Origin of the sequence: Nonomuraea sp. NPDC059007 (assembly GCF_042740555.1) — a bacterium.
GTDB lineage: Bacteria > Actinomycetota > Actinomycetes > Streptosporangiales > Streptosporangiaceae > Nonomuraea.
The window spans coordinates 156,777-175,791 of sequence record NZ_JBHYJD010000005.1; the positions used below are offsets into that span (position 1 = coordinate 156,777).

The 19,015-nt window shown below is 70.9% G+C and carries 17 protein-coding genes; 8 read left to right on the plus strand and 9 right to left on the minus strand.

Annotated elements, in window-relative coordinates; all coding sequences use genetic code 11:
* The first annotated feature begins 118 nt into the window (after positions 1 to 118).
* The gene (locus tag ACFWY5_RS10035; protein WP_379631162.1) at positions 119 to 1,198 is read left to right on the plus strand and encodes a phosphotransferase family protein; all 1,080 of its coding nucleotides are present in this window, start codon (positions 119 to 121) and stop codon (positions 1,196 to 1,198) included.
* On the opposite strand, the gene ACFWY5_RS10040 is transcribed toward ACFWY5_RS10035, so the two are convergent.
* Positions 1,180 to 1,839 (minus strand): response regulator, encoded by a 660-nt coding sequence (locus tag ACFWY5_RS10040; protein WP_379611617.1) that lies wholly within the window; start codon positions 1,837 to 1,839, stop codon positions 1,180 to 1,182. The two genes, ACFWY5_RS10035 and ACFWY5_RS10040, sit on opposite strands and share 19 nt — an antisense overlap.
* Entirely contained in the window at positions 1,836 to 3,038 is a 1,203-nt protein-coding gene (locus ACFWY5_RS10045) for a sensor histidine kinase (RefSeq protein WP_379611616.1), read from the minus strand. The genes ACFWY5_RS10040 and ACFWY5_RS10045 overlap by 4 nt, the downstream gene beginning before the upstream one ends.
* A gap of 111 nt (positions 3,039 to 3,149) precedes the next feature.
* Here ACFWY5_RS10045 and ACFWY5_RS10050 point away from each other — a divergent pair, with 111 nt between their 5' ends.
* The 3 genes from ACFWY5_RS10050 to ACFWY5_RS10060 are packed head-to-tail and all read left to right on the plus strand — an operon-like array spanning position 3,150 to position 5,384.
* A complete protein-coding gene (locus tag ACFWY5_RS10050) occupies positions 3,150 to 3,371 on the plus strand; it encodes a hypothetical protein (RefSeq protein WP_379611615.1) in 222 nt (73 codons plus the stop codon).
* Between the two features lies 1 nt (position 3,372).
* Entirely contained in the window at positions 3,373 to 3,864 is a 492-nt protein-coding gene (locus tag ACFWY5_RS10055) for a PH domain-containing protein (RefSeq protein WP_379631164.1), read from the plus strand.
* The gene (locus ACFWY5_RS10060) at positions 3,861 to 5,384 is read left to right on the plus strand and encodes a PH domain-containing protein (RefSeq protein WP_379631166.1); all 1,524 of its coding nucleotides are present in this window, start codon (positions 3,861 to 3,863) and stop codon (positions 5,382 to 5,384) included. Before ACFWY5_RS10055 ends, ACFWY5_RS10060 begins: the two co-directional genes overlap by 4 nt.
* 96 nt (positions 5,385 to 5,480) lie before the next feature.
* Here the strand turns inward: ACFWY5_RS10060 and ACFWY5_RS10065 are convergent, their stop codons facing one another.
* From ACFWY5_RS10065 to ACFWY5_RS10075, 3 genes are all read right to left on the minus strand, one after another.
* Positions 5,481 to 6,992 (minus strand): hypothetical protein, encoded by a 1,512-nt coding sequence (locus ACFWY5_RS10065; RefSeq protein WP_379631168.1) that lies wholly within the window; start codon positions 6,990 to 6,992, stop codon positions 5,481 to 5,483.
* A 103-nt stretch (positions 6,993 to 7,095) separates the two neighbouring features.
* Complete coding sequence (locus ACFWY5_RS10070) at positions 7,096 to 8,544, minus strand: serine/threonine-protein kinase (protein ID WP_379631170.1); 1,449 nt, start codon at positions 8,542 to 8,544, stop codon at positions 7,096 to 7,098.
* Positions 8,534 to 10,033, minus strand: coding sequence for a protein kinase (locus ACFWY5_RS10075; protein WP_379631172.1), 1,500 nt, complete (start codon positions 10,031 to 10,033; stop codon positions 8,534 to 8,536). The genes ACFWY5_RS10070 and ACFWY5_RS10075 overlap by 11 nt, the downstream gene beginning before the upstream one ends.
* Positions 10,034 to 10,156: 123 nt before the next feature.
* Between ACFWY5_RS10075 and ACFWY5_RS10080 the strand changes: the two genes are divergently transcribed.
* Positions 10,157 to 11,863: a DEDD exonuclease domain-containing protein gene (locus ACFWY5_RS10080; RefSeq protein WP_379631174.1), complete on the plus strand. Its 1,707-nt coding sequence runs from the start codon at positions 10,157 to 10,159 to the stop codon at positions 11,861 to 11,863.
* A gap of 10 nt (positions 11,864 to 11,873) precedes the next feature.
* Positions 11,874 to 12,161 (plus strand): Lrp/AsnC family transcriptional regulator, encoded by a 288-nt coding sequence (locus ACFWY5_RS10085; RefSeq protein WP_184970864.1) that lies wholly within the window; start codon positions 11,874 to 11,876, stop codon positions 12,159 to 12,161.
* A 661-nt stretch (positions 12,162 to 12,822) separates the two neighbouring features.
* Here ACFWY5_RS10085 and ACFWY5_RS10090 read toward each other — a convergent pair.
* From ACFWY5_RS10090 to ACFWY5_RS10105, 4 genes are read right to left on the minus strand one after another with little or no spacing between them, the layout of a single operon-like run.
* Positions 12,823 to 14,475 carry a cytochrome bc complex cytochrome b subunit gene (locus ACFWY5_RS10090; RefSeq protein WP_379631176.1) on the minus strand — a complete coding sequence of 551 codons (1,653 nt, stop codon included), beginning with the start codon at positions 14,473 to 14,475 and terminating at the stop codon, positions 12,823 to 12,825.
* The gene (locus ACFWY5_RS10095) at positions 14,472 to 15,572 is read right to left on the minus strand and encodes a Rieske 2Fe-2S domain-containing protein (RefSeq protein WP_379611604.1); all 1,101 of its coding nucleotides are present in this window, start codon (positions 15,570 to 15,572) and stop codon (positions 14,472 to 14,474) included. Before ACFWY5_RS10095 ends, ACFWY5_RS10090 begins: the two co-directional genes overlap by 4 nt.
* Entirely contained in the window at positions 15,569 to 16,378 is an 810-nt protein-coding gene (locus tag ACFWY5_RS10100; RefSeq protein WP_379611603.1) for a c-type cytochrome, read from the minus strand. The genes ACFWY5_RS10095 and ACFWY5_RS10100 overlap by 4 nt, the downstream gene beginning before the upstream one ends.
* Positions 16,379 to 16,392: 14 nt before the next feature.
* Complete coding sequence (locus ACFWY5_RS10105; protein WP_184970856.1) at positions 16,393 to 17,040, minus strand: heme-copper oxidase subunit III; 648 nt, start codon at positions 17,038 to 17,040, stop codon at positions 16,393 to 16,395.
* Positions 17,041 to 17,247: 207 nt separating this feature from the next.
* Here ACFWY5_RS10105 and ACFWY5_RS10110 point away from each other — a divergent pair, with 207 nt between their 5' ends.
* Complete coding sequence (locus tag ACFWY5_RS10110; protein ID WP_379611732.1) at positions 17,248 to 17,646, plus strand: hypothetical protein; 399 nt, start codon at positions 17,248 to 17,250, stop codon at positions 17,644 to 17,646.
* A 10-nt stretch (positions 17,647 to 17,656) separates the two neighbouring features.
* Positions 17,657 to 18,703, plus strand: a complete 1,047-nt coding sequence (gene trpD, locus ACFWY5_RS10115; RefSeq protein WP_379611602.1) for an anthranilate phosphoribosyltransferase — start codon at positions 17,657 to 17,659, stop codon at positions 18,701 to 18,703.
* The last annotated feature ends 312 nt before the right edge of the window (positions 18,704 to 19,015 follow it).

Below are 19,015 nucleotides of genomic sequence, written 5' to 3' on the forward strand. Positions count from 1 at the left end.
GCGCCTTGCTCTTTCAGTCAAGGGTACGGCTGCCGCGTACCTAACCGTAACTGTGCGTTGCATCTGGACAAGCGCTTGGTTGGCGGTATACGACTGTGCCAGGCCAGGGAGGTCCAGGGTGACGGAGCAGATGCGTACCTCCACGCGTGACCTGGAGGAACTGCACGATCGGGTGTCCGCGTGGCTCGGGGCCAAGCTCGGCCGGGCCGTACCGGTGTCGGGGCTGGAGCGTCCCTCGGGCAACGGAATGTCCAGCGAAACGTTATTTTTCACAGCACAATGGGCCGAAAAGCCCACACGGTGCGTCGCTCGCATGGCGCCCACCACCGAGGCGGTGCCCGTCTTCCCCGCCTACGATCTCGGCGCCCAGTTCGAGGTCATGCGGCTGGTCCGCGAGCGCGCGGGGGTGCCGGCGCCCCGGGCGCTGTGGTTCGAGCCGGACCCGGCGCCGCTCGGCATGCCGTTCTTCGTGATGGAACGCGAAGAGGGGCTGGTCCCGCCCGACGTCATGCCGTACACCTGCGAGGGCTGGCTGCTGGAGGCCGGCCCCGAGAGGGCGCGGACGCTTCAGGACGAGACCGTGGCCATCCTGGCGGCGGTGCACGAGGCGCCCATCCGCCCCGCCGAACTGGCCTTCCTCGGCGCCGCCGGGCTGCGGGCGCACGTGGAGGACCAGCGCGCCTACTACGCCTGGGCGCACGGCAGGCGCCGCATCCCCGTGCTGGAACGCGCCTTCGACTGGCTGGAGGCGCACTGGCCGAAGGACCCCGGCCCCGACGTGCTGACCTGGGGCGACGCCCGGCCGGGCAACGCGATGTACCGGGACTTCCGCCCGGTGGCCGTGCTGGACTGGGAGATGGCCGCCGCGGCCCCGCGAGAGCTGGACCTCGGCTGGATGATCTTCCTGCACCGCTTCTTCCAGGACATCGCCGAGATGCTGGAATTGCCCGGCATGCCAGACTTCATGCGCCGCGACGACGTCTGCCGGAAATATCAGGAACTAACCGGCTACGAGCCTCGCGACATGGACTTCTACGAGATGTACGCCGCCCTCCGGCACGGCATCATCATGGCCCGCGTCTGGCAGCGGCGCATCCACTTCGGCGAGCAGGCCGACCCCGAGAACCCCGATGACCTGGTCATGCACCGCGCCGCCATCGAGCGGATACTCGCCGGGGATCAGGGGCCCGCGTCGTAGACGGTCAGCGCGATCTGGACCCGGTTGTTCAGCTCCAGCTTGGTGAGGATGCGCGACACGTGCGCCTTCACCGTGGCCACGCTCATGTAGAGCTCCGCCCCGATCTCCGCGTTGGACCTGCCCTGCCCCACCGCGACGGCCACCTCCCGCTCGCGCTCGCTCAGCCGCGCCAGCAGGACCCGCGCCCGGTCGGTACGCTGCCCCACGCCCCCGTCGGACACATGCGAGATGAGCTGCCGGGTGACCACCGGCGACAGGATCGGCTCCCCGGCCGCCACCTTGCGGATCGCCGACACCAGGTCGCCGGGCGGGATGTCCTTCAGCAGGAACCCGGCGGCCCCGGCCCGCAGCGCCCGCAGCACCTGGGCGTCGGCGTGGAAGGTGGTCAGCACCACCACCTCCGGCGGCGACGCGGTGGCCCGCAGGGCCTCGGTGGCGGCCAGGCCGTCGACGCCGGGCATGCGGATGTCCATGAGCACCACGTCGGGCCGGTGCTCGGCCACGCTCGGCGGCACCTGCGCGCCGTCGGCCGCCTCGCCCACGATCTCGATGTCGCCCGCCCCCGAAAGGATCATCGAGAGCCCCGCTCTGACCAGGGCGTCGTCGTCGACGATCAGGACGCGGATCGGTGCGGTGGTCATGTCGTCCACGGTAGCCATGCCTTCACCAGAAAATCCCCATCGGGTCGCGGGCCGTGCTCCAGACGGCCGCCGGACAGTTCCGCGCGCTCGGTCAGGCCGATCAGCCCGGCCCCCGCGCCGGGGATGCGCGGGCCGAGCCGTACCCCGACCGGATTGCGCACCTCCACCGTGAGGCCGTCGCCGGGACCGCCCGAGACCCGCACCGTCACCGGCGCGCCGGCGGCGTGCTTGCGGGCGTTGGTGAGCGCCTCCTGGACGATGCGGTAGGCGTTGCGGCCCAGCGCGTCGGGGACGCCCTCCCGGTCGGGCAGGATCAGCGCGACGTCCATGCCGGCCTGGCGGCACTCGGTGACCAGGGCGTTGAGGTCGGCGAGCGTGGGCTGTGGGCGGTCGGGGACGGGGTCGTCGCCAGCGGCGTGGCGCAGCACGCCGATCACGCCGCGCAGGTCCTGCAGGGCTTGGTGGGCGCTCTCGCGGATGGCGCCGGCCGCCTTGGCGATCTCGGCGGGCTTGGCGTCGGGGCGGAACTCCAGCGCGCCCGCGTGCAGGCTCAGGATCGACAGGCGGTGGGCGAGCACGTCGTGCATCTCCCTGGCGATGCGCTCGCGTTCGAGATGCTTGGCCTGCTCGGCCGCGGTGTCGGCCTGGACGCGCAGCGACCAGACGAGCTGCCGCCTGGCGCGCACCACCAGCCCCCACGCGAACAGCACGGTCACGATCGAGGCGCCGAGCATGAAGTTGCCCCAGAAGCCGAGGTCGGGGCTGGGCCGGAAGTAGGCGAAGGGGAAGAGCGTGACGAGGTTCGCCAGCGCCACCGGACCGGAGATCTTGAACGGCCGGTGCACGGCCACGGTGAAGAGCGCCACCGCTGAGGCCCCGCCCACCAGCACGAGCCCGGTCGACAGCAGGGTGAGCGCCAGCGCCAGCGTGACCGGCCAGCGCCGCCGCAGCCACAGCGCCGCGCACGCCAGCGCGCCGAGCACCTGCTCGGTGGCCTGGAGCGGCTCGGGAAGCCGGCTGATCTCGGGCAGGGTGAGCAGCGTGAGGCCGCAGGCCAGCACGAACATGAGCGTGTCGACGATCCAGTCGCGCGTCGAGCGCTTGACCGGCCGCCCCTCCTCGCCGTCGCCGAGCAGGACCGAGGGCAGCGCCCATCGATATTCCTGCCCGGGTGCCCGGGCGACGTCCGACTCCTTCATCGTTTCCCGAGGTTAGAGCCTTCCTACGACAGAAAGACAGCGACCAAAGTCGATGTCTCGCTCAACCTACGGCCGAGGCGGCGTCAACGGGCGCGGGGCCAGGCTGGAGCCATGAGAGTGGTCCTCGAGATTGCCGGCTGGCTCCTCCTGCTGCAGGGGGCGGGCGGCGTGATCAATACCCTGTTCGGCTGGTGGAGCTGGGCGCACGACCTGCTGCTGGTCAACAGGCTGTCGTTCCTGAGCGGATACGAGGTGTTCGCCAGCATCGTCCTCGGCGTGCTCGGCGGCGCGCTCCTGGCCGCCACGAGCGCGGCCAAGAAGAGGGAGGCGTGAGATGAGCACGCTCGCCCTGCGCCCGCCGAGCCACCAGGCCGACCCGAGGGCCGTCTCCTGGTGGACGGTTCAGTCGCTGCTGCTGGCGGTGCCGATCGCCGCGGCCGCCGGGGCCGCGTATTGGTTCTTCTCCGACCGGCCGTTGTGGCTGGGGCTGGTGGTGGCCGCGTTCGTCCTGATCTGCCTGGTGCTGGCCCTGGTGGCGCCGCGTGCGTACTACCGGGTGCAGCGCTGGGAGGTCACCGACGACGCGGTCTACACCCGCCAGGGTTGGGTGACCCACACCTGGCGGGTGGCGCCGATGTCGCGCATCCAGACGGTCGACACCGCGCGGGGGCCGGTGCAACGGCTGTTCGGGCTGGCCGACGTCACGGTGACCACCGCCTCGGCCGCCGGCCACATCAAGATCGAGGCGCTCGACCACGAGCTCGCGGCGCGGCTCGCCGAGCGCCTGACCGCGATCACCCAGGCCACCCCGGGAGACGCCACATGACCACCGCGCAGGAGCAGGACGTGCTGCCCGAGCAGGACGGCTGGCGGAAGCTGGCGGGCAGGAGCGTGGCCGCCTCGACGGTGATGTCGGTGGCCATCATCGTGCCCGTGGTCGTGGTGCTCGGCCGGATCCTGCTCGGCCAGGACTGGTCGTTCGGCGCCGTGGCCGGCGTCGGCGCGCTCGCCGCCGTCGTCATCATGGCCGCCGTGGCGGTCTACGACGTGCTGCGCCTGCGCACGACCCGCTGGCGGCTGACGGGCGAGCGCCTGGAGCTGCGCTCGGGCATCGCCGAGCGCCGCCACCGGTCGGTGCCGCTCGAGCGCGTGCGCAGCGTGGACATCACCGCCGATCCGGTACGGCGGGCGTTCGGGCTGGCCGTGGTCAAGGTCGGCACCGGCGAGCACACCGGCGAGACCAAGGAGCTGACCCTCGACCCGCTGGTCAGGCCGGAGGCGGAGGCGCTGCGCCGTACCCTGCTGGAGGGAGAGCGCCCGGCGGAGACGGCGGGGCCCGACGTGGCGGTGGCGCGGCTGGACTGGGCCTGGATCAGGTACGCCCCGCTGAGCATCTGGACGTTCGTGGGCGGCGCGATCGTGGCCGGAGCGCTCTACAAGCTGCTCGACGTACTCGGCTTCGACCTGGTGAAGGAAGGCACGCTGAAGGAGGCGTGGTCGTGGGTACGGGAGCACCCGTGGCCGGCCGCGCTGGCCTTCGTGGGCGCCAACGCGTTCGTGGGCGTCGTGGGGGCGCTGGGGCTCTTCGCCGAGACGTGGGGACGCTACCGGCTGGAGCGCGAGCCCGGACGGCTGCGCCTGCACCGCGGCCTGCTGACCACCCGCTCGCTGACGCTGGAGGAGCGGCGGCTGCGCGGCGTGGAGGTGGCGGAGCCGCTGCTGCTGAGGCTGGGCGGCGGCGCCAAGGTGAAGGCCGTGGCCACGGGCCTGCGCAAGGCCGAGGAGAACGAGACCGAGGACGTGGCGGCGCTCACCCCGCCCATGCCGCGCGAACTGGCCTGGCTGGTGGCCTCGGCCGTCTACGGCGCGCTCCCCGGCGAGCAGCACCCGGTGCTGCTGCGTCACCCGCGCGCGGCCAGGCTCAGGCGGCTGCGCTGGGCCGTGGCGTACGTGGTGGTGCTGGCCGCCGCTGTGGGCGTCCTGGACGCGGTGTTCGCGTGGGTGCCGGTCTGGGCCTGGGCGGCGCCGGTCGCGGCCCTGCCGGTGGCGCTGGGGCTCGCGGTGGACGCGTACCGGGGGCTGGGGCACGGGCTGGGGCCCAGGCACCTGCTCACCCGGTCGGGTTCGGCGCTGCGCAGCACGGTGGCGCTGGACCGCTCGGGCATCGTGGGGTGGACGGTACGCCAGTCGTTCTTCCAGCGCCGGGCCGGGCTGCTGACGGTCTCGGCGACCACGGCGGCGGGCAAGGGCCACTACGACGTCCTGGACGTCGCCCAGGACGAGGGCCTGCGCACGGCGTCCGTCGCGGTGCCGGGGCTGCTGGAGCCCTTCGTCGTCAGGCGATGAGACGAGTCACGCTTTGCCCAGGCCCCTGTGCTGGGCAAAGCGTGACTTTTGACTGACAACCGTAGTCATCGCACTTGCAACCCAGTTGCAGGAACCTCAACTGCCGATCGGCTGTTCCTTCATCGCCGCGACGAAGGCGCGGGCCAGCTTGAGCGCGCCCTCGCGGGCCTCCTGGTCGGCCAGCAGCCGCGCCTTGGCGGTGTTGGGCGCGGCGCCCTCGGGGACGTCCACGCCGGCGTAGTCCACGAGCACCACCTTGGCGCCGACGCGCAGCACGATCGTGCCGCTGCCGTTGTGGAGCAGCCCCTTCTTGTACTTGACGTACTGGCTGAAGGCGCCGTCGCCCAGGTCCTTGATGTCCGTCATCTTGCTCCAGGTGATGCCGCCGAAGCCCATCTCCTGGTTGGCGCCGCGCTTCTGCGCGTACATGCCCCTGGCCGCGCCCTGGTCCTCGGCGCCCGCCCGGTTGGTGAACTCGTGGACCGTGATCATGGCGCTGCGCAGCTTGTAGCCCGCGCCTTCCATGGGGATCTTCTTGTTCAGCCAGCGGCACTCGCTCTGGCGCTCCTGGCCTGCTTCGGCGCCGCGGGCGCGGGTCTCGCCCTCCGGCACGAGCTCCAGCGCGACCTGCGCGACCTTCTGGCACACCGGCGGGAAGACCGCCACCGGGGTGGGCGACAGCGTGGGCCGGGCGGTCGGCGACGCGGAGACCTTGGGCTTGGGCTGGGCGAGCACGTTCGGGTTGGCCGCCTGCCAGGCCGCCATGCCCTTCACCACGTGGCCGACCAGGGCGCTCGCCTCGCGCAGCGCGTTCTCCTCGTTGATGGACTTGGTGCCCTCGTTCGTGAGCATCTTGGCGTCCTTGGGCTGCTGGCTGGCCTGGAACTTGACCTTGACGGTCATGTCGCCGTTCCTGGCCTGGGCCTCGCCGAAGGAGTACCACAGCAGGTCACCGGAGCGCCGCCAGGTGTACTGGACGAAGGCGCCCTCGCCCACACCCGGGATCTCCCGCATCGGAGAGATGTACTCCTTCTCGTCCTTGCGCAGCTCCGGCTTGGCGGTCTCGCGGTACTTGGCGCCGCTGAGGTCAAGCTCGTAGGAACTCTGGGCCATGGCACGGCCGGTCTTGGCGCCCTCGCCCTTGTGCTGCTCGACACGGATGTCGATCTCGCGGCTGCGCCAGAACTCGTTGTAGGAGATGCGGCGGTTGGTCCAGTTGCAGGTGAAGGAGATCGTGTAGGAGTCGGGGGCGTCGCGCGAGTCGCCGCTGACCGTGGCGCCGGGCACCAGCCGCTCGGCCTCCTTCCGCGGCACCATCGCGCACACGTCGAGCGCGGCCGGCGCCGCCGGCTTGCCCGAGCCCGAGCCGGAAGGCACGCCCGTGGGCTTGGCCGCGGGCGGCCGGGTGCCGGGCAGCGAGGCCTTGCCCGTGAGCACGAGCGCCGCCACGGCCCCGGCCCCCAGGACCACCACGACCACGGCGGCGACCAGCGCGACGATCCAGCCCCTGCGGCGGGGCGGCGGCAGTTGGGCCGGCGGCATGGTCGGCTGCTCGAACGGTCCGCGGTACGGGTTGGTCGGCGGCTCGAACTGGCTACCGGGGTTCACTGCGTCACTCCTGACTTGCCCGGGAACGGTGGGGAAACATGCTAGTCATGGGGCTTGCAAGGCACTTGCAGGCATCAGCCCCTTACGCTCCGTCCCATACGCATCAGCCCTTCAGGGCGCCCGCGACGGCCTTCGCGGCCCGCGCGGCCAGGTCCTTGTCCTCCGCGCCGACCTCGCGGGCGTCCTGCTCGTAGACCAGGACCTCCCCGATGAGGTTGCTGTCGCGAAACAGCACCCGCGCGGTGCCCTGCCCGTTGCTTCCCGTCAGGTGCTTCTTGAACGTCGACTGCGCGAACGCCGCCTCGCCCACACCGGGTACGTCGGCGACGTCGCCGGTGGTCAGCCGGAACGTGGTCCCCTTCGAGGCGCTGCTGTTGACCCGGTCGGCGTCGAACAGCGTGCGGGCCGCGCCCGGCCCGTCCAGGCCCCCGCGGGGCTGCTCGGCACGGGTGCGCACGGTCAGCTCGCGGGCCGGCCGCGAACCCCGCCAGACCCGCCAGCGGCACTCGCCCTCGCGGGTGCGCTCGGCCTTGGCCGCCGTCTTCAGCAGTTCGGCCACCTGGGCCGCGGGGAGCAGGGTGCACGGGTCGGGGGAGGTGGCGTACTTTCCGGTGTCCGGAGCGGTCAGGACGGCCACGCCGTACCAGGCCCCGGCCCCCAGCACGAGAACGGCGGCGAGCGCGGCCGGCAACGCCCACCGGCGCCGGCGCGGCCCGGAGGCCTGGACCCGCGGCGGCGGCCCACCCGACAGCGCGGCGCGGACCTGCGCGGCCGTGGGCCGGGCGGCGGGCTCCTTGGCCAGCATCGCCATGAGCAGCCCGCCCAGATCCCTGCCCGCGCGCGTGGGGAAGGGCGGCTCGTGCAGCAGTACGGCGGCGGCCACCGCGGCGGGCATGGCCCGTTCGAACGGCGGGCGCCCCTCCACCACGGTGTACAGGCTCGCGCCGAGCGACCACAGGTCGGAGGCGGGCCCGGAGGCGTGGCCGTTGAGCCGCTCCGGCGCCATGTAGCCGGGCGAGCCCGCGCTGCCGTAGCGGTCGCCGCGCCCGCCGACGGGGGCGGCGATGCCGAAGTCGGTGAGCATCGCGGTGCCGTCGGCGTCGAGCAGGATGTTGGCCGGCTTCACGTCCTGGTGGACGATCCCGGCGGCGTGCGCCGTCTCCAGCGCCGACAGCACGCGCAGCCCGATCGCCGCCACCAGGCCGGGCGGCAGCGGGCCGTGCTCCTTGACGACCTTGTCGAGCGAGCGGCCGGTGGACAGGTCCATGATGATCCACGGCTGGTCGCCGTCGAGCACCACGTCGTGGATGAGCACGATGGCCGGGTCGCGCAGCCGTCCCGCGGCCCTGGCCTCGTGGATGGCGTTGTGGGCGAACTCGGCGCGTTCGTGCGGGCTCAGCCCGCCCGGCACCCTGACCTGCTTGACCGCGACGGAACGGTGCAGGGTCTCGTCGAGCGCCCGCCAGACCGTGCCGGCGCCGCCCTCGCCGAGCCGCTCCAGCAGGCGGTAGCGGCCGGCGAGGAGATAGGAGCCGGAGCCGTCAGCCCGCACGGCGCAGCCCCTGTTCGATCAGCTGCGCGGCCTTCTGCGCGGTGTTCCTGATCTCCACGTCGGTGGGCTTGTTGTTGATCGTGGTGTACTCGACCTGCACGACCAGGTTCGCCGTCCGGAACAACACGAACGAGCTGTGGACCCTCCCGGTCTTGCCGGACAGCTCGAAGGCGAAGCCGCCCTCTCCCGGAGCGGCGACCTTCCTGATGGCGCCGCGGCTGGCGGGCAGGCTCTGCTTGACCCCGATCTCCGGCCAGGTCCACTGGAGCTTGGCGGAACGGTTCCAGTAGCGCTCCTGGTTGGTCAGGAGGCGACCGGCCGTGGCGGGGGTCATCCGCCAGGGGTCGGGGGTGTCGGAGTCCTTCTGCACCTGCAGTCCGAGACCGGCGCCCTGCAGCGTCCAGCCGCACTTGGGCCCCACCTCGTCGGCGGACGGCTTGACCGCCGGCGCCTGGCGGGTGTCGAGCAGCGTGCCCACCTCCTCGGGGGTGAGCAGCTTGCACAGGTCGAGCGGCACGTTGTACGCGCTCGGCGGCGCGTTGTCCCCCGGCCGCAGCAGGAAGAAGCCGCCCACGCCCGCCACCAGCAGCACGGCGGCCGCGGCGGCGATCCAGATCCAGGCCCGGCCGCGGCCCTTGCGCCGCGTGGGCACGGTGGCGTCGTGGCCCCTGGGCAGCTCGGGGTTCTGGCCGGCGGCCAGTTGCCGCAGCGCGTGCAGGGCCGTGGCCGCGTCGGGGCGGGCGGCGGGGTCGCGGGCGAGCATGGCGGCCAGGAGGAGGCCGATCGGGCCGCGGGCGGGCCTGGGCGGCCTGGTGAGCGTGTTCTTGATCCGCTCGGCCACCGGCCCGTCGTACACGGGGCTGCCCTCGGCGGCCAGGAAGAGCGTGGCGGCCAGGGACCACAGATCGCTGGCGGGGCCGCCCGGGTGGCCCTCCAGGCGTTCCGGCGCGATGAAGCCGGGCGAGCCGATCATCAGCCCCTGCTCGGTCAGCGTGGCCTGGCCCTCCTGGCGGGCGATGCCGAAGTCGGTCAGCACCACGCGGCCCGAGTCGGTCAGGAACACGTTGCCCGGCTTCACGTCCCGGTGCTGCAGGCCGCGGGCGTGGGCGGCCGACAGCGCGTCGAGGGTCTCGGCGCCGATGCGGGCGACCTGGGCGGGCGGCAACGGCCCCTGAGCGGCCACCAGCGCGCCGAGGTCGCGGCCGCGCAGCAGCTCCATCACCAGCCAGGGCCGGTCGTGCTCGACGATGACGTCGTGCAGCGCGACGATCCCGGGGTGGCGTAGCTGGGCGGTGGCCTGCGCCTCGCGTACCGCCCTGGTCACGGCCTCGTGGCGCTCGCGCGGGGCCAGGTGTTCGGGCAGCGTGAGTTCCTTGACCGCGACCTCGCGATCAAGCATCTCGTCCCGCGCCAGCCAGACGCGGCCCATGCCGCCGCTGCCGAGCGGCCGGATCAGGGCGTACCTGTTGGCGAGTCGTCCCCCGGACATAGGTAGGAGACTAACGAAAGATCAGGATTTATCGGTCAGGTACGCTCCCGAACCCCGATCCGATCGGCTGGACAGGGGATGCGGGCGGATAACTGTCGGTCCCCCCTTCTATGGTCTTGGTTCGTGGACGCGGTTCAAGGCACTCTCGACGAGCTAGGCACTCCCCTCAGCGAAGTCACGTTCGTCGTCTTCGACCTTGAGACGACCGGCGGCTCCCCCGCCGAGCACGCGATCACCGAGATAGGCGCGGTGAAGGTCAAGGCGGGCGAGGTGCTCGGCGAGTTCTCCACACTGGTCGACCCGGGTGGACCGATCCCGCCGTTCATCTCGGTGCTGACCGGCATCACCGACGCCATGGTCGTGGCCGCGCCACGCATCGAGTCGGTGCTGCCGAGCTTCCTGGAGTTCGTCAGCGGCGCCGTCCTGGTCGCGCACAACGCCGGGTTCGACACCCGCTTCATCAAGGCCGCCTGCGCCGCGCTCGGCTATCCGCCCCCGCTCAACCCGGTGGTCGACACCGTCGACCTGGCCCGCCGCGTGCTCACCCGCGACGAGGTGCCCAACGCCAAGCTCGGCACCCTCGCCCGCTTCTTCCGCAGCCCCACCGAGCCCTGCCACCGCGCCCTCCAGGACGCGCGGGCCACGGTCGACGTCCTGCACGGCCTGATCGGCCGGGCCGGCTCGTTCCAGGTCCACACGCTGGAGGAGCTCAAGTCGTTCGTCCGCGCCCCCACGCCCGAGCAGCAGCGCAAGCGCCACCTCGCCGAGTCGGTGCCCCACGCCCCCGGCGTCTACCTGTTCGAGGACGAGCGCGGCGAGGTCCTCTACATCGGCAAGTCCAACAACCTGCGCAACCGCGTCCGCTCCTACTTCACCGCCAGTGAGACCCGCCCGAGGGTGCGCGAGATGATCGGCATCGCCGAACGCGTGCGCCACGTGGTCTGCGCCACCGCCCTGGAGGCCGAGGTACGCGAGCTGCGCCTCATCGGCGGCGCCAAACCCCGCTACAACCGCCGCTCCCGCTTCCCCGAGAAGGTCGTCTGGCTGAAGCTGACCCAGGAGCCCTTCCCCCGGCTCTCGATCGTGCGCGAGGTACGCGACGACGACGCCGCCTACCTCGGCCCCTTCAGCAGCACCAGAGCCGCCGACGACGCCAGAACGGCCCTGCACGAGGCCGTCCCCCTGCGCCAGTGCACCCAGCGCCTGACCGCCTCCACCCGCGTCGCCGCCTGCGCCCTGCACGAGATGGGCCGCTGCGGCGCCCCGTGCGCCGGCCACGAGAGCCCCGCCGACTACTCCCTGCACACCGAGGCCGCCAGACGCGCCATGCAACACGACGCCGGCGCCGTCTACACCGCCGTCAGCGCCCGCATGGAACGTCTGTCGGTCGAGCAGCGCTACGAGGAGGCCTCCGTCGACCGCGACCGCCTGGCCACGTTCATCCGCGCCGCCGCGCGCATGCAACGCCTGGCCGCGCTGACCGGCATCCCGCAGATGGTCGCCGCGAGCCCCGCGTTCGACGGCGGCTGGGACATCCACGTCATCCGCTACGGCCGCCTCGCCGCCGCCGGCGTCATGGCCCGCGGCACCCACCCCGTCCCCTATGTGGAGTCACTGGTCGCCACCGCCGAAACCGTCATCCCCGGCCCCGGCCCCACCCACGCCGCCACCGCCGAGGAGACGGAGTGCATCCTGCGCTGGCTGGAGTCCCCCGGCATCCGCCTCGTGGAGGTCGACGGCGAATGGAGCCTGCCCGCCCGCGGCGCCGCCCGCCACAAGGCCCGCATCGACCTGGCCTACCGCGGACTCGACCACAAGGCGCTGCGATAAGGTGGCAGCCATGGTCACGGCAATCGTTCACATCAACGCCGAAGTCGACCGCATCCCGGAGGTCGCGCAGACGATCGCCGAGATCGACGGGGTCAGCGAGGTCTACTCCATCACCGGCGAATACGACTTGCTGGCCATGGTCCGCGTGTCGGCCTACGAGCAGATCGCCGAGGTCATCCCGGGCCGCCTGAACAAGGTGGCCGGCGTGCTCCACACCGAAACCCACATCGCCTTCCGCACGTACTCCAAACACGACCTGGAGTCCGCCTTCTCCATCGGCCTCCCCGAGACCGACTGATCACTTTTCTCTGTCGGCCCTCAGAACCTCCGCGCCGCACGCCCCTGAAGGGCCTCTTTCCGTTACGGCAAGCCTCTGTTCAAGCGCCTTCTCCGTTACGGCAAGCCTCTGTTCAAGCGCCTTCTCCGTTACGGCAAGCCTCTGTTCAAGCGCCTTCTCCGTTACGGCAAGCCACGCCCCGCGCCACCCGCCGCCGTGGGCTCAGGCCGATCGTGGGGATCGCATCTCAGGTCGGACAACACCCCACCGCAACGGCCAAGGCCAGCACGCGCCCGCGAACCCCAACCCGGCACCAGCGCCCATCAGCCGCCCCGGAACCATAACTCCCGGTCCCGGATCTTCCCGTTGACCGCCTCCCCCTCCGCTTGCACGGTGTCTCCTGGCCGGCGAAGGGTTTCGGCGGCGAGGGGTCAAGGTGGGCCGTTGCGGTGGGGACCACGTCCGACGTGAGAAGCGACCCCCACGATCGGCGTTAGCCCACGGCGGCGGGTGGCGGTGGGGCGGCTTGCCGTAACGGAAAGTGCGCCTGAACGGAAGGTGCGCCCGAACGGAAAGTGCGCCTGAACGGACAGCCCCAGAAGCAGCCCGACCACACGGAGAGCCAGAAACACGCAAAGGGCCCGAACGCATGGCTCGGGCCCTTAACGGAGTTGCTGGTGAACTAGTGGCGCGTGATGGACTTGTCACCGCCGCTGTCGCCGGCGCCTACGGCGGCGTGGTCGTCTTCGTGGCCGTCGTCGAGGGGGATCTTCTCCCCGCCGTACGACTTGGACATGGCCGCGCGCAGCTTGCCGAGCGGCCCGCGCATCCCCTTGGGCGGGATGCCCGCGCTGTCCTCGGCGACCGCCACCATCGGCACCGGCTCCTTGGCCCGCAGCGAGTCCTCGACCGTGTCGATCGGCGGCGTGTGCACCTCGATGAACTCACCGTGCGGCAGCCGCTTGATGACGCCCGACTCCACGCCGTGGCCGATGACCGCGGCGTCGGAACGCTGCAGCCCCAGGCAGATCCGGTAGGTGATGATGTACGCCAGCACCGGCCCGATGAGCACCAGCACCCGGCCCGCATACGTGGTCACGTTGAGGCTGATCTGGAAGACGTTGGAGATCTCGTCGTTGGCGCCCAGCAGCCACAACACGCCGTAGAACACGATGGCCGACATGCCGATCGAGGTCCGGTGCGGGTTGTTGCGGGGGCGGTCGGAGACGTGCAGGGCGCGGTGGTCGCCGGTCACCCAGCGTTCCAGGAACGGATACAGCGCCAGGCCCGTCATGATGATGCCCATCGGCAACAACGCCGGAATGATCACACTCAGCGGCAGCGTGCCCGCGTGGGACGTGCCGAACAGGTTGATCTCCCAGGCGGGCATGAGCCGCAGCGAGCCCTCCAGGAAGCCCATGTAGAAGTCGGGCTGCGATCCCGCCGAGATGTCCGCCGGGTTGTAGGGCCCGAAGATCCAGATCGGGTTGATCTGGGCGAACGTCCCCAGCCCCGCGATGAGCGCGAAGGTGAACAGGAACATCGCCCCGGCCTTGAGCATGAACGCCGGGTAGAACGGCGCGCCGACCACGTTGTGGTTGTTCGCGCCGCGACCGGGCATCTGCGTGTGCTTCTGCACCCAGGTGAGGACCACGTGGGCGCCGATCAGCGCCAGCAGAATGCCGGGGATCAGCAGGATGTGCAGCGAGTAGAACCGCGAGATGACATCCATGCCCGGGTACTCACCACCGAACAGGAAGAACGTGATGTACGTACCGACCAGCGGCAGCGAGATCGCCACACCCTCGGTGATACGCAGACCAGCACCCGACAGCAGGTCGTCCGGCAGCGAGTAGCCGGTCAGGCCCTCGGCCAGCGCCAGCGTGAGCAGGATGACACCGATCAGCCAGGTCAGCTCGCGCGGCTTGCGGTAGGCGCCCATGAAGAACACCCGCAGCATGTGCACCATCATGCTGGCCACGAACAGCAGCGCGGCCCAGTGGTGCATCTGCCGCATCAGCAGACCGCCACGCACGTCGAAGCTGATCTCCAGCGACGACGCGTACGCCTGCGACATCCCGACGCCCTTGAGCGGGGCGTACGAGCCGTCGTAGATCACGTGCTCCATGCCCGGCTTGAACCACAGCGTCAGGAACGTACCGGTCAGCAACAGGATGATGAACGAGTAGAGCGCGACCTCGCCCAGCAGATACGTCCAGTGATCCGGGAAGATCTTGCGAAGGTTGCGCTTGAGGAAGTTGCCCGCCCCCAGCCGGTCGTCGAGGAAGCTCGACGGCCCGCTGATGGCCTTGGGCACTGACGTGAGCTCACTCATGCCGTGCTCCCTTCCCTGGCCGCCTGCTCGGCGTCACCGCGCTCCCAGTAGCTGGGGCCGACGGGGACGTTGAAGTCTTCCTTGGCGATGAGGAAACCCTCGGCGTCGACACCGATGTGCAGCTGCGGCAGCGGCCGCGCGGCCGGGCCGAAGATGACCTTGGCGCCGTCGGCCGCGTCGAACGTCGACTGGTGGCAGGGGCACAGGATGTGGTGCGTGGTCTGCTCGTAGAGGGCCGCGGGGCAGCCGACGTGCGTGCAGATCTTGGAGTACGCCACGATCCCGTCGTGCGTCCAGTTCTTGTTCGTGCCCGGCTTGAGGTCCTCCGGCCTGAACTTGATCAGGATCAGCGTGGCTTTGGCCAGGGCGTTCATGTCGTGCTCGTAACCCTCGGGCACGACCGACAGGATGCCGCCGGGCGAGTTGAAGTCCGCGGCGCGGATCGGCTGCCCGGTGCCCTCGACGATCAGCTTCATCGGCTTCTTGAGCGTCTCCGCCCACACGGTGTGGCGCAGAAGCTTGTTGAAGTTGGCGCCGGTCATCTTGGAGTTGTCGAGGTCGCGCAGCAGTACCAGCGGCAGCAGGCCGAGCGGCGCGGAGGCCAGCAGCAGCGTGCGGCGCAGGAGCGGCCGCTTGACGAAGCCGCTCTCGTTGGCGCCCTGCAGGAACGTGTCGGCGACCTCTTCACGGGTCGTCTCGTCCGTGGCGAGGTCGTGGCGTTCCTGGATCAGGTTGTACTTCGGCATGATCGACCGCACCCACACGGTGACGCCGACGGCCAGGCCGAGCAGCGCCAGCGTCAGCGTGCCGCCGAGGGCCAGGTTGGACTGGCCCGTCGACTCCGGCGTGCCGACCTGGATCTGCACGTACAGGATGATGAAGGCGATCGCCGACAGGAACGTGATCGTGAAGCAGAGCGCCACGACCTTCTCCGCCTTACGCGCCGACTTCTCGTCGGGGATCATCACGCCGGGCACGTCGGCGTCTTCGACGGTCTCCTTCGCCCCGAGCATCGAGGTGCCCGGTGCGGGGGTGCCGATGACACGCTTGGGTACGCGCTCGTCCGGCTGCTCGTTCTCGTGCTCGTTGTCTGTCATGACTTCTTCCGCTTCTTCGCGGTGATCCAGATGGCGACGAGCGCCATGAAGCTGATACCCACGACCCACGCCACGAGTCCTTCGGTGACCGGGCCGATGCGGCCCAGGCCGAAGCCTCCGGGGTCCCTCTGGGAGCGGACCTCGGTGATGTAGGCGATCATGTCGCGCTTTTCCTGCGGCGTGATCGTCGTGTCGTTGAAGACCGGCATCGCCTGCGGGCCGGTGACCATCGCCTCGTAGATCTGCTGAGGAGAGGACTCGTTCAGGCTGGGGGCGTACTTGCCGCGGGTCAGCGCGCCACCGGCGCCGCCCCAGTTGTGGCACTGGATGCAGTTGGCGCGGAAGAGCTCACCGCCCTTGGCCGCGTTGCCCATGGCCGGGTCGATCTGGTCCTTGGAGGGGATCGTGGGCCCGCCGCCCAGCGACTGCACGTATGCGGCCAGCTGGCGGGTCGTCTCCTCGTTCACCCACCGGGGGGTGGGCTTGCGCGGCGCCTGGGCGCCGGGGTTGGCTGCCGGCATGCGGCCGCTGCTCACCTGGAAGTCGACGGCCGCGGCGCCCACGCCCACGAGCGTGGGGCCCGTGGAGGTGCCCTCCGCGTTGAGGCCGTGGCAGCTGGAGCAGTGGGCCTGGAAGAGGCTCTTGCCCTGTGCGACGTCGTCGAGCTTGCCGGACGCGAGAGCCGCGTCCGCCGGCCGGCTTCCCTGGACGAGCGTGGCGTAAGCCACCCCGATCAGCGCCAAGGCCAGAACCAGGACGGCATATCTCGCGAGGGGATGCCGCCGCCAGGCGGTGGTCCTAGTCACAGAGATCCCGTTCCTTAACGAATGATGTAGATGGTCGCGAAAAGACCGATCCAGACGACGTCGACGAAGTGCCAGTAGTAGGACACGACGATCGCGCTGGTGGCCTGCTCATGCGTGAAGCGCTTCGCGGCGTACGTGCGTCCCAGCATGAACAGGAACGCGATCAGGCCACCGGTCACGTGCAGGCCGTGGAAGCCCGTCGTCAGGTAGAACACCGAGGTGTAGGCGTTCGCCGACAGGGTCGCGCCCTCGCTCGCCAGCTCCGCGTACTCATACAGCTGACCGGCCACGAAGACCGCGCCCATGAGGAAGCTGACGAAGTACCAGAACCGGAGCTTGCCGACCTGGCCCTTTTCCGCGGCCCACACGCCCAGCTGGCACGTCACGGAAGACAGAACCAGGATGATCGTGTTGACCGTCGCGAACGGGATGTTCAGGTGAGCAGCCGCCTCCGTGCCCGCAGGCTGGAGGGACGGGCCCCATTCGAAGCCGTCACCGATGCTCACCGACCGGATGGTGAAGTACATCGCGAACAGCGCCGCGAAGAACATGAGCTCAGAGGACAGCCACACGATCGTCCCGACGCTGACCAGGTTCGGTCTGCGCGACGAATGTGCTGTCGTCGTCGAAGTTATTGCGGATGCTGTCGCCACGGGCAGCATTATTGCGGTTCCTGTGGTCGGTCCGGCGCACGACCCCCCGTTAGCAGGAACAAACATGCCACCAACCAGGGATAATTAGGGCAAATCACCCGCCAGGCCCGGCGGCCTGGGATTCCGTCCCGCGCCCCCGGTACGATCCAGTTGACCCTACCTCTACGACCGATAGCGAGCGCAGCAGTGAGCACCACTGGGAGCACCGACGAGACCATGAAGGTCCTCGTCTACAGCGACGACGCCGGCACCCGGGACAAGGTGCGGCAGGCGATCGGGCGCCGCCCGGCGGCCGACGTGCCGTTCGTGGAGATCGTCGAGTGCGCCACCGAGCCCAAGGTGCACCAGTGGCTCGGCTCCGGCGAGATCGACGTGGCCGTACTCGACGGCGAGACCCAGCCCGCGGGCGGCATGGGCGTCTCCCGCCAGGCCAAGGACGAGGTCTACGACTGCCCGCCCATCTGCCTCATCATCGCCCGCCGCGACGACCGCTGGCTGGCCGACTGGTCCAAGGCCGACGCCGTGGTCCCCCAGCCGATCGAGCCGATCGTGCTGGCCGACGCCGTCGCCGGTCTCATGCGCCGCCGTTCCGCCTCCCGACTCAACGCGAAGTAGGTACCCGACGATGGACTCCCGCACGACCTGGCCCGCCCTGCTGTCAGCCCTCCTCGCCGGAGAGCACCTCACCGCGGACGAGACCGCCTGGGCCATGCGGGAGATCATGTCGGGGTCGGCGACACCCGCCCAGATCGCCGGGTTCGCGATCGCGCTGCGGGCCAAGGGCGAGACCGTGGCCGAGGTCGTGGGCCTGTCGCGCACCATGCTCGACCTGGCCACCCCGCTGCACGTGGACGGTCCCGTGGTGGACGTCGTGGGCACCGGCGGCGACCGCGCCCACACCGTGAACGTCTCCACGATGGCGGCGATCGTGGCCGCCGCGGCGGGCGCCCGCGTCGTCAAGCACGGCAACCGGGCCGCGTCCTCCTCGTGCGGGGCCGCCGACGTGCTGGAGCACCTGGGCATCCGCCTCGACCTGACCCCCGAGCAGACGGCAAGCGTGGCCCACGAGGCCGGCATCGCCTTCTGCTTCGCGCCCGTCTACCACCCGGCGCTGCGCTTCGCCGGTCCCCCGCGCAAGGAACTGGGCGTCCCCACCGTCTTCAACTTCCTGGGCCCGCTCACCAACCCCGCCCGCCCCACCGCGCAGGCCATCGGCGTCTACGACCCGGACATGCTGCCGGTCCTGGCCGGCGTGTTCGCCGAGCGCGGGGTCTCCGCGCTGGTCTTCCGCGGCGACGACGGCCTCGACGAGCTCACGATCGCGACCACGTCCACGGTGTGGGTGGTCAGGGACGGCACCGCGACACAGACCACGTTCGACCCGGCGGTGCTCGGCATCCCGCGCGCCGAGGTAGGCGCGCTGCGCGGCGGCGACGTCGACTTCAACGCCCAGGCGGTGCACAACCTGCTGCGCGGCGACAAGGGCCCGATCCGCGACGCGGTCCTGCTCAACACGGCCGCGGCACTGGTCGCGCTGGACGGCGCGGGCGACGACCTCGACTCGGCCATGATCGACGGCTATGCGCGCGCCGTCCAGGCCATCGACTCCGGCCGCGCCGCCGCCACCCTGGACCGCTGGATCGAGACCAGTCGTTCTCATCGTCCTCTGTGACTTTCAAGGGCATTTCCATCCGTTACGGCTTCCGCCGTGGTTGCCCGGACTCGCCGCCGTGAGCTGAGGTCTGTCGAGCGCCGGTCGTGAGGGCTCACGGGGTACTCGCCGCTACGACTCCGCCCTTGACCGGCCACCGTGCCCCACCCCGGCCACCGCCCAACGGCGCCGAGCCCCACCGACCCCCACCCCACCGCGCGGCGCCCCGAACCCCGCGTGGGGTGCCCGTCTCACGGGCACCCCACCCACAGACCTTCCCCGCGCCTTCCGCCAAGGCTCCAGTGGCCTCCCGGTCACGCCCCCGAGGGCTCG